The 10,671-nt window shown below is 44.9% G+C and carries 7 protein-coding genes and 1 pseudogene; 6 read left to right on the forward strand and 2 right to left on the reverse strand.

Going from position 1 to position 10,671, the window contains the following annotated elements:
• Positions 1-333 precede the first annotated feature (333 nt).
• The 4 genes from H513_RS0117225 (at position 334) to rlmD (ending at position 5,036) form a co-directional block, all read left to right on the forward strand.
• Positions 334-2,286: a hypothetical protein gene (locus H513_RS0117225; protein ID WP_026801832.1), complete on the forward strand. Its 1,953-nt coding sequence runs from the start codon at positions 334-336 to the stop codon at positions 2,284-2,286.
• Entirely contained in the window at positions 2,283-2,894 is a 612-nt protein-coding gene (locus H513_RS0117230; protein WP_026801833.1) for an ABC transporter ATP-binding protein, read from the forward strand. Before H513_RS0117225 ends, H513_RS0117230 begins: the two co-directional genes overlap by 4 nt.
• A complete protein-coding gene (locus H513_RS0117235; RefSeq protein WP_026801834.1) occupies positions 2,891-3,334 on the forward strand; it encodes a hypothetical protein in 444 nt (147 codons plus the stop codon). The genes H513_RS0117230 and H513_RS0117235 overlap by 4 nt, the downstream gene beginning before the upstream one ends.
• Positions 3,335-3,554: 220 nt before the next feature.
• Entirely contained in the window at positions 3,555-5,036 is a 1,482-nt protein-coding gene (rlmD, locus tag H513_RS0117240; RefSeq protein WP_026801835.1) for a 23S rRNA (uracil(1939)-C(5))-methyltransferase RlmD, read from the forward strand.
• Between the two features lie 84 nt (positions 5,037-5,120).
• Here the strand turns inward: rlmD and H513_RS20620 are convergent, their stop codons facing one another.
• Complete coding sequence (locus H513_RS20620) at positions 5,121-6,296, reverse strand: M20 peptidase aminoacylase family protein (RefSeq protein WP_051240122.1); 1,176 nt, start codon at positions 6,294-6,296, stop codon at positions 5,121-5,123.
• Between the two features lie 144 nt (positions 6,297-6,440).
• Here H513_RS20620 and H513_RS0117250 point away from each other — a divergent pair, with 144 nt between their 5' ends.
• Positions 6,441-7,865 (forward strand): YfcC family protein, encoded by a 1,425-nt coding sequence (locus H513_RS0117250; RefSeq protein ID WP_026801836.1) that lies wholly within the window; start codon positions 6,441-6,443, stop codon positions 7,863-7,865.
• Positions 7,866-8,071: 206 nt separating this feature from the next.
• Positions 8,072-10,258: a peptidase G2 autoproteolytic cleavage domain-containing protein gene (locus tag H513_RS20625; RefSeq protein ID WP_051240124.1), complete on the forward strand. Its 2,187-nt coding sequence runs from the start codon at positions 8,072-8,074 to the stop codon at positions 10,256-10,258.
• Positions 10,259-10,391: 133 nt separating this feature from the next.
• On the opposite strand, the pseudogene H513_RS21990 reads toward H513_RS20625, so the two are convergent.
• Positions 10,392-10,671, reverse strand: a pseudogene (locus H513_RS21990) (IS4-like element ISHaha1 family transposase); the annotation flags it as partial.

Here is a 10,671-nt window from a genome sequence, read left to right on the forward strand (position 1 = left end):
GCAAGAACAGCCACTTTAAGGATGTGAAATAAAGAATGTTTACTACATTTCAATAGTAAAGATAGAGGGGGGAAATAGCTTCATTGAACCGTTTTTGAACGATTAGATAGATTCAAGTATAAGATTCTTTCTCTGTTTATAGATAAATAGATTCATTTATTCTTTTATATGGAAATAGCAATTGCCAAAGTGTGGAAGTAGGGGTAATCTAAATGAGTTAACAGAATATGTAAATGCTGGCCGGCATTGAAATGACCCATAAAGGAAGTACCGTTTATTACTATATTCAGTAAGTAAATGGGGATAGGCGATACATAAAGCGGAGGGATATGGATGAGATGGATTAAACTTCTCATGACGACACTTATATTGTTTACTAGCCTGCTTGTGCTTGGGGAGGGGCGCATGCTGACTCTTGAGAATTTCTATGAGCAATTCAATACGACAACCATCTATACGAATCCAGCCATCTCCGAAGAAGAGATGATTGATGACATTTACAGTGCTGCAAAGACACATGATGTGGACGTATTTACGGTTGTCGAGACCCCTAATGGTGCACGTTCTGGTAAGAAGACCATATATGGAACAGATGGGGTAGAAGAGTTGCTTAGAGAAACGATTCATCTCGAAGAAGGGAAATACGAGAGTGTATTTCTCGGTAATCTCGAGTTTACATTTAAAGAGTTGCGTAATCATCCCACAATCGCCTATACCCCTGAATTCTATGGCATCGGTCAATCCGATGCCTTTCATTCCTTTAAGATGGACCTGATTGATACATATGCAGGAAACCACCCCCATGAAGGTTATGGCCAACATAAAGAGCGAAATCGACTTTTGGCAGTATGGGGGCTTGTAACAGCGATTGTTCTACTGTTAACCTTCTATGATATTTCAATGAGGCGGAAAGAAACGTTAGTCCGTTTATCCATTGGAGAAAGCTTGCCTTCGATGGCTATAAAGTCTATCGCATTTGATTCACTAATAATCATGCTAGCATTCTTTGTTTCTTATGTGGCCTTGGCTCCCTTTACACAGTTGGAATCTTATATACCTTGGCTCATCCCATTCGTTAGTGCGTTGCTTCTATTGAACAGCTTGGCTTATGTAACCATGCACTTCATGAGTATCAAAGAAGCGTTCTCCAACGGTTTTCAATCTCGTAAGTTATTATCGCTTACGTACGGATTGAAATTCCTGACCACAGTGTTGACCGTTGCGCTTCTATCAAGCAGTTTAGCGGTGGCGTACGAAGCCTTAGAACTCTACAAGCAGCGTGATTTCTTTGAGTCCCGTTCAGAATTCTCTTATACCTATATCGGTCATAAGATTCATTCTCCGGATTTTTCGCCAACTGAGAGCCTTGATAAATCAGAGCAGGTACAAACGGAGCAATACAACCGTTTCTTAGAAGAGTTTCAGGCGACGCTTTTAACACCAATTAATAACCTATCGAAACATACTGAGACGACGTTGCTTCTCAACCATCATGCAGTTCCTTATTTGTTTCAGGTGTTGCCAGACATAAAGTCTGAGATTGAGAAGGAGCCTTTCGCGATTGTACTTCCTGAGAATAGAGAGGCACCGAATGAAAGCTTGCTACGAGATTCGCTGGATTCGCTAGGGTTTGGTGAGGCTATCCCTCGTTCTTACAAGACAATCCGATATGAAGGATCGGTTGAGATGGTTGGGATTGACCAGAACCATCATAATGGCAGCGTTCTTATCGATAACCCGACTGTAATTCTGATGAACACAACGAGTCCTCCTCAACAGATCTCTCAAGTACTGCTCTCGGATATGATGTATCGAATGAATGATGAAGCTTTCCGCGCCTTTGTTGAAGAACAAGGGATGGAGCGAGAACTGATCTTACAAACGAATGTATGGGATAAATATAGTGCGGCGTGGAATTCCGCCAAGCGTCTCCTCATTATGAATACCGTGTTTGCGGCACTTGTTCTACTGCTTGAGTTGCTCATCATCGGGACTATTCTACGACTTGAATATCAGGTGAACGCGATTGAGCTCTCTATTAAGAAAGTACTAGGGTACAGCATTCTTTCAAAGAATCGGCTGATTGTCGTTGTTACAACTACAATTACTGGGGTGGGGGTAGTCGGTGTAACACTTCTGTCTTATTTCTTGAAAGTTGGTGACCCTGCACTCCTCTTGCTAGGCGGAACATGCTTGCTTGTGCTTGAGCTTTGTGTTGTCGTTCTAACGGTGAGAAAAGTGGAAAAAGCTAATGTGCAGCGGATATTAAAAGGAGGCAACCTATGATTCAGTTGGAGAAGTTAAGGAAAGAGTTCGAAGGAAAGCCTCTGTTTCAAGAGCTTGACTTGACGATAGAGGATGGTGATTTTGTCGTCTTCTCCGGGCCGAGTGGCTGTGGGAAAACGACGCTCTTAAATATGATTGGAGCCCTAGAACCGGTTGATAAGGGGAAGATCATCGTCGATGGAATGGACATCACATTAAAGAAGAATCATCTTTCATACTTTCGCTCAAAAATAGGGTTCCTATTTCAAAATTTCGCTTTAATTGATAACAAAACTGTTCGCCAAAACTTAGCCATTATAAAGAAACAGATTCGTTCAAGCTTAGAAATGGAAGAAGCGCTTCAAATGGTCGGGTTGCTTGAGAAAATAGACACGAAAGTATACAAATTATCAGGTGGAGAGCAGCAACGAGTAGCCTTAGCGCGCCTAATGCTGAAGCAGTGTGACATCATTCTCGCCGACGAGCCAACTGGATCACTCGATACAGACAACGCGAATCGAGTCGTCGCGATCTTGCATGAGTTGAATCGCCAAGGAAAGACAATCATTCTTGTCACACACGATGAAGGAATGAAAGAACAAGGAAACAGGGTGGTGACCATAGGTTGAGTAAATTGCGATCGGTAAAAGGAATGGTGCTCATCGTTCTAGTAGGATTTATCCTGCTAAACCTAGTTTGGTTTGTCACAACGAAAACGCACTATAAACCGTATGTGGAAGCCGTCCCATTAGACGTAACTGGAGTGCACGTAATGGAGGAAGAAGGATTTACCTACAACGTTAAAAGTCCTGATTACCTTCAATACACAGGCAACTTAGGGATTGTTCATCCCGACAAAGAAAGTGCGTTAATCATCTGGCCAAAGTTAATGGGAGAGGATGTTTATGGTTTTAGACTACAGAAGGACGGAGAGGCATATGAAATCTACCTCAATGAGAATCTAGAGCCGTTCGAAGCAGATGAACGAACGAGCGAACTCGTTGCTTCGAAACGTAACGAGATTGATGAGATGATGAGCCGCGCCCGAAAAGTGTTTCGGATGGACTAATGATAGAAGTAACCCCTTTGAAACCATTGGTGAGAAGGGGTTTTTATTTAGGTTAATCATGATAAGGACATTTTGAAATCATGAATTAGCTTTATTTCTAAAGTGAAACAATTAGCCTTATCTAATATTTAACAATAGGCTGTTGGAATGATGGTGAGTTGTTCGTTCTTTATGAAATAGGATATAATGGAGTGTCAAATAAGAACAAAAGGAAGTTCCTATGAATAAACGAAAGAACCTTTCACATAAAAAGTCTGGAAATAAACGCAAACGCTCTGAGAATTCGTTCAGTAAACAGCAGAAAAACCATGGTCGAGGCGGCCCTTCAAAAGGGAAGCGTTCCTCCGACGGTGCCAACCAACGTGGCCAAAAAGGGATTACAGCAGAAGTAACGTGTACCCGACTCACCCATGATGGGAAGGGAATTGCTCAATGGGAAGGCAAGCAAGTTGAAGTGCCTCACCTGCTCCCTGGTGAGAAAGCTGAAATTCTGATTACGAAGCGAGGTCGAGATGTAAGTGGGGAGCTTAAGCGTGTCATTGCTTCATCTAAAGACCGAGTAGAACCACCTTGTCCGTACTTCTACGAGTGTGGGGGCTGCCAAATTCAGCACATGACGAATTTGGCCCAAGGTCGTTTCAAACAGCAAACGGTTAATGAGCTCATGAAGCCATTCGTGAAACCGGAACCGATTATGACGATGGAGCACCCATATGATTATCGAAATAAGAGTCATACGGCGTTCGGGATGAATCAGCAACGCCAAATCATCGGCGGGATGTATGCGATGAATACGCACCGTATTATTCCGATGGACCGATGCCTCATTCACGATCCGAAGGCGGATGAAATCGTGAATACCATTAAAGGCATGTTGAAATCTTTTAAAGTTCAGCCGTATAACGAAGATACTGGACGCGGACTGTTGCGCCACGTGCTCATCAAAGTTGGCAAGGTAAGCGGAGAGATTATGGTCGTTCTTGTGACGGCTTCATCTGAGTTCAAAGGCAAGAACAATTTCGTCAAAGCGTTACGAAACGAACACCCCGAGATTACGACCATCCTACAAAATGTGAATAAACGCGACACGAGTATGGTTCTAGGTGAACAGGAAAAAGTGCTGTTCGGAAAAGGAACCATTACGGATACGCTAGGTGGCCTGGAATTTGAAATCTCAGCTAAGTCATTCTACCAGATTAACCCAGTGCAAACTGAGAAACTGTACGGGAAAGCCATTGAAATGGCAGAGTTGAGTGGCAAGGAAACAGTCATCGACGCCTATTGTGGCATCGGTACAATCGGACTGATTGCGAGCAAACAAGCAGGCAACGTCATCGGTGTCGAATTAAACAAAGACGCGGTGCGTGATTCCATCCGCAACTCCAAACGAAACGGTGTGAAAAACGCTCGATTCTACCAAGGAGATGCGGGCCAGTTTATGGTCGAAATGGCAGCCCGCAACGAGAAAGCGGACGTCGTCATTATGGACCCACCTCGTAGCGGAAGTGACGAAGCTTTCTTATCAAGCGTTGTAAAGCTTAAGCCAAAGAAAGTCGTCTACGTATCCTGCAACCCTGAAACACAAGTACGGGATCTTCATTATCTAGAGAAGAATGGATACAAAGTTGAAGCCATCCAACCCGTCGACATGTTTCCACAAACCGTCCACGTCGAAACCGTCGCCAAATTGGTAAAGAAATAAGGGACAGAGGGACAGGTAAACTGTCCCACTCCTCAATCCAAACAAGCAGCCCATCCAACTTATATGGATGGGCTGCTTGTTTATTTATTCTCTTTCCAGGTTCCTCGTCCCGACGGGACGAGGAACCTGTCCCCTTGTCTCATTGTATGTATTTAATACAGCTCGATATAGGATGTTGACTCCATCCATCAAGGCTTCTTTGTTGAATGTCATGTGTGGGTGGTGAAGTCCTGGTGTTAAGTCGCATCCTAGCCCAAGCATCGTAGCTTTAAGAGAAGGGCGTTCGATGGTGTAAAAGTGGAAATCATCTCCTCCAGGTGTGACTAAAGGCTCTTCTGCACCTTCTTCCCCTAACACCTCTTTGATAGAACGGGTCATAAGATCAATGGCTTCTTGATTACGTTTCGCGGCTGCAATTCCATCTGTATCTACGATTTCAATGTCCACTTCATACAGGTTTCGTATTGCCTCGAAGATTCCATGGACTTTCGATTCCATAAGATCCATCATCTCATTCGTTTGTGCTCTCAAGTCCAATGAAAAGGTCCCGTTACCGGGGATAATATTTGCGTTCTTTCCTCCTGCTTGGAAATGAGTCATTTTAACAGAGTGGGGGATGCGAGGGTCTAAGTAAATCTTATTAATCATGGATACGATTTGAGCTCCAATTTCAATGGCGTTTTGATTTTGGTGAGGCCTGGCACCATGTGCATCATGGCCCCTAATCTCAACGTGGTACATCTTCGCAGCGCCGTGGATAATGACTGGTGTAGCCTGCCCCATTTTTGTTTCTTGTCCAGGGCGAAGGTGAATGCCATACAGGTAGTCGACGTCATCGACCACTCCTTTCTCAACCATTTTCAAAGCACCGGACCCTTTTTCTTCGGCGGGTTGAAAGATAAATTTCAATGCAATCTCATCTTTCAATTCTTGCTGTTGTTCAATCTTCCAAAGTAACCCAAGCACCATAGACATATGAGCATCATGCCCACAGGAGTGGTTCGGTTGGAATGTTCCGTTCACTTCTTGCCACAAGGCGTCAATATCTGCACGAATGCCGACGACAGGTAGGTCTGAATTGAAGTTCCCGTACTTGCCTACAACTCCAGTACAGTCTTCAAATTGAATAACCTCACATCCACTTTCTCTTAGAAGTGAAGCAATATACGACGTCGTTTCCACCTCTTCCCAACTAATCTCGCCATGTTCATGGAGGTAGTGAAAGGTATTTTGTACGCGTTGCGATAAATGGTCTGCCATCAGAAAGCCTCCTATGTAGTAGATTCGACACTATTATGATGTCGTTTGTATAGATTTGTAATTTATTTGTTGAATTCGATTATAAACTTCATTATAATCTACGACAAGATAATAGTCTGAAAAGTTAGAAAAAGGAGGTTGTTTATGAAAACAGAACCGAACCGAGACCCGCAAACACAAAAGAAGAAATTTGAGTTGCCAGATGCCTATGTGATCTTATTCGCCATCTTGCTACTAGCTGCAATTATGACTTATTTAATTCCTGCAGGTTCTTTTGAGCGAGTAACGACAGAGGAGGGGAAGTCGATCATCGTCCCTGGAAGTTACGAGGAGATTGAGCAACAACCCACTGGATTTATTGAGCTCTTTCGCTCTATACAAGATGGTATGGTCGATGGAGCAAGCCTAATCTTCCTCGTGCTAATGATTGGCGGGGCTTTCGCGGTTATAGAGGCTACTGGAGCAATCGATGCACTGATTATGAAGACGATTCATGTAACGAGAAACAAAGAGTATTTACTCATTATCTTCGTGGCCTTAGTGTTCTCAGTATTCGGCGGACTCGGCATTATCGTGAATGCAGTCATTGCCTTTATTCCGATTGGGATTATATTGGCTCGGGCTATGAAGATGGACGCAATTGTAGGTGTCGCTATTATTTATTTAGGAGCCTATTCTGGATTTGCAATTGGTTTCTTAGACCCGTTAACAACCGGATTTGCTCAACAGATTGCTGAGCTTCCTTTGTTTTCTGGGATTGGGTACCGCACCATCATCTACATCACTGTGTGGGCTTCAACTGTCGCGTACATATGGTGGTACGCGAAACGGGTGAAAAAGAACCCATCTAAAAGCGTTTTGGGAGATAACCCTTTTCCGAAATATGATGAGAAAAGTATGGAGAACGCGCCGTCTGAGTTGACCTTATTACATAAGTTAGTCTTAGCGTGGCTTGTATTTGGGATTGGTACTTACGTGTATGGTGTGTTCCAACTTGGGTGGTCCTTAAACGAAATGGCGGCCATGTTCATTGTGATTGCAATTGGGACAACTATCTTAGCTAGAATGAATGCTAATAAGATGGTTGAAGAGTTCATGCGTGGAGCGAAAGGCATTGTGTATGGAGCATTGATCATCGGGATGGCTCGTTCTATTGTTGTCATTCTTGAGAATGGGATGATTCTAGATACGATTGTTCAAGGAATGTCTGTCGTAATGAGCCCGTTTTCAAATGTAGCTGGTGCTATTATTATGTTCTTTGCAAATGGGGCATTCAACCTGATTGTGTCTTCTGGAAGCGGACAAGCTGCCATCGTCATGCCAATCATGGTGCCTCTTGCCGACCTAATGGATGTACCTCGCCAGGTAGCTGTGCAAGCCTATTCTATGGGTGACGGATTTACGAACATTATCACTCCACTTTCTGGTGTTCTCATGGCAAACCTAGCTATCGCCGGTATCCCGTGGACAAAATGGATTAAATTTGCTTTCCCACTTGTCGTCATCTGGTACATCATTGGCATTATCTACCTAAGCATCGGCGTCCTAATGGACTGGGGCCCGATGTAGCGGGACGGAGGGACAGGTAAACTGTCCCATCCCACATCCCCAAAAAGCAGCCCTTTCCGCATCAATCGGATAGGCTGCTTTTTCATATGTTCTCTTTACAGGTTCCTTGTCCCGACGGGTCAAGGAACCTGTCCCTCTGTCCCTCACCAAATGGTGGGGAGTTTAATATAGTGATAACGAACTTGCGCATTGGATGGGGGATAACAATGAAGAGAAAATCAGCTAAACAGAAGAATCTGTTTGCAAATTGGAAGCAACAAGAGGTTCCTTTTAATCAGACCTTTTTTCCGGAGGGGTGCGATTTCTTTCCGTATTCGTGTCAGTGTGAACCGGGACCTCCTGGCCCTGAAGGCCCGCCTGGTCCACAGGGGCCTCGAGGAGAACAGGGGGAGCAAGGAGATCAGGGACCTCCTGGCCCGCCTTTCACACCGGGGTGCAACACTCAGTCCAACGGAGATTGCTCTTTAGCAGAAGGGAATGGCAGTATTTCAAATGGGTTTGCTTCCCATGCCGAAGGGGACACGACGGTATCAGACGGTGTTGCGTCACATTCTGAAGGGTGCAACACAGCGGCGATTGGAGACTGTTCACATGCAGAGGGGAGAGATACTACAGCCTATGGGGACCACTCTCACGTAGAGGGGCAAGGTAATGTAACAGGAGATGCTGGGGACCCAGCGTTAGGATTCAATGCACATGCAGAAGGAGAAGGAAATCTAGCCACTGGAAGGGCTGCGCATGTAGAGGGAGGTGGAGTGGACCAATCGAATAATCCTGCACCTAACCTCGCTAGTGGAGCGGCGTCACATGCGGAGGGAGTTGGGACGATTGCGAGTGGGTTTGCGTCTCATGCAGAAGGTGGGCGAACGAAAGCCTTGGGGGATTATACACATGCAGAAGGGTTTCTGACCGAAGCAGTTGGTACCTACTCTCATGTAGAGGGGCAAGAGTCACGTGCAAATGGAGTTACCTCCCACGCAGAAGGCGCTTTTACTGCTGCCGATAATTTTGCAAGTCATGCGGAGGGGCAGTTGACACAAGCAGATGGGGTAGCTTCGCATGCCGAAGGGCAAGAAACTGTGGCCAGGGCATTCGCAACACACGCAGAGGGATTCCGTACACAAGCGAATGGGGATTCCTCACATGCGGAAGGTCAAGATACAAGGGCTGAAACTTTTGCCACACATGCAGAAGGATTCGGAACGTTTGCCATCGGTCCAGCCTCTCACGCTGAAGGTCAAAATACGCGAGCAGAGGGAGACACTTCTCATACAGAAGGGATTAATACAGTAGCGATCGGGCAAGCTGCGCACGCGGAGGGGATTGATACTCGAGCGGAGCAATTTGCAACACATGCAGAAGGAAGCAATACTCGTGCGGTTCAGCCATTTGCTCATGCGGAAGGTCAGGGAAGTATAGCAGAAGGTGAAACTTCCCACGCAGAAGGGATCAATACAAGGGCAGCAGGTCAAGCGTCGCACGCAGAAGGCATTAACACACAGGCATTGAGAGAATACTCTCATGCCGAGGGAAACAATACTAGAGCCGACAATTTTGCCGCGCACGTGGAAGGATTTTCGTCAGAGGCAAGAGGATTTGCTTCACATGCAGAAGGGGAAGGAACAGAGGCCATTGGCAACGCGTCTCATGCGGAAGGTCAAGAGAATGTTACTATTTTCCAAAACTCACACATTATGGGGCGCTTTGGTGACGCAACCGAGTCTCACTCGTGGTTTATAGGAAATGGTTCTAACAGTGTATCGAGAGGACTAGGAGCTAAATGGCTGTCCTCTGATGGAGAAATGTATATCGATGGAGCGGCCTATAACACAGGTGGTGCTGACTTCGCTGAAATGTTCGAGAGCTTTGATGGGAATCGAATCGATGTCGGATATTTCGTTACCGTTCAAAAGGGAGATTACATTCGTAAGGCCACTTCAACAGACAATCTTATACTAGGTGTAACAAGCGCAACGCCTAGCGTAATTGGAAATAGTGCAGCACTCAGTTGGCATGGAAGATACCTATACGATGAATGGGGGAGAAGAGTCTATCATGAAGTGACGACCCCTTCTCTAAAGGATGACCAAGACAACGTAATTAAAGAAGAAGTGAAGGAAATGCGACCTATTATCAACCCGGATTGGGATCCGAAGCGTGAATACGTATCCCGAAAGCACCGTGCGGAATGGGTAGCAGTGGGCCTAGTAGGTAAAGTTCTCATAAGAGACGACGGCAGCTGTGTCGAACATGGATTCTGCTGGCCAAATGATGAAGGGATAGCAACGGATGCCAAGTCTGGATACTTTGTTCTAAAACGCACCCAAGAAAACCAAATCCTGATCCTTCTAAACGGAATGCCCTTATCTCCAGAGGGACGGAGGGACAGGTAACATAGCCGTCAAGCTAATAAATAGATAGAGTGTTTAGTTGTACACCTTCGGTGTAAAATTCGACTTAAATCAAAAATATTCCAGCAAACACCCTTAAGAATAAAGGAATATAAAGAACCTTTTTTACAAGGTACTACTGTTTAATATTTAAAATCTTAAAAGGACTAGAGTGCTGGCACCTGCGGTCTTTTATTCCATGTCGTCGCACGTTCTCATAAACTGTTTTGATGACCTGTACAATGTTATTAGTAGTGTCGGACGAGATTGCAGATGCAATTAAAGGTAGTGCCTTCTTCGCTTGTTGAATTGCTTTGTACTCACTTGCTTCATTAAGCTGCTTTAGATAAAGGAAATATCTACATTGAAAGGCCATCATAGTTGAGAGTAGTATACGAATCAACGATCCATATAGG

Source organism: Pontibacillus halophilus JSM 076056 = DSM 19796 (genome assembly GCF_000425205.1).
Classification (GTDB): domain Bacteria; phylum Bacillota; class Bacilli; order Bacillales; family BH030062; genus Pontibacillus_A; species Pontibacillus_A halophilus.

Coding starts and splice junctions, on each gene's coding strand:
- H513_RS0117225 (WP_026801832.1), top strand. CDS start 334: ATGAGATGGATTAAACTTCTCATGACGACACTTATATTGTTTACTAGC.
- H513_RS0117230 (WP_026801833.1), top strand. CDS start 2,283: ATGATTCAGTTGGAGAAGTTAAGGAAAGAGTTCGAAGGAAAGCCTCTG.
- rlmD (WP_026801835.1), top strand. CDS start 3,555: ATGAATAAACGAAAGAACCTTTCACATAAAAAGTCTGGAAATAAACGC.
- H513_RS20620 (WP_051240122.1), bottom strand. CDS start 6,296: ATGGCAGACCATTTATCGCAACGCGTACAAAATACCTTTCACTACCTC.
- H513_RS0117250 (WP_026801836.1), top strand. CDS start 6,441: ATGAAAACAGAACCGAACCGAGACCCGCAAACACAAAAGAAGAAATTT.
- H513_RS20625 (WP_051240124.1), top strand. CDS start 8,072: ATGAAGAGAAAATCAGCTAAACAGAAGAATCTGTTTGCAAATTGGAAG.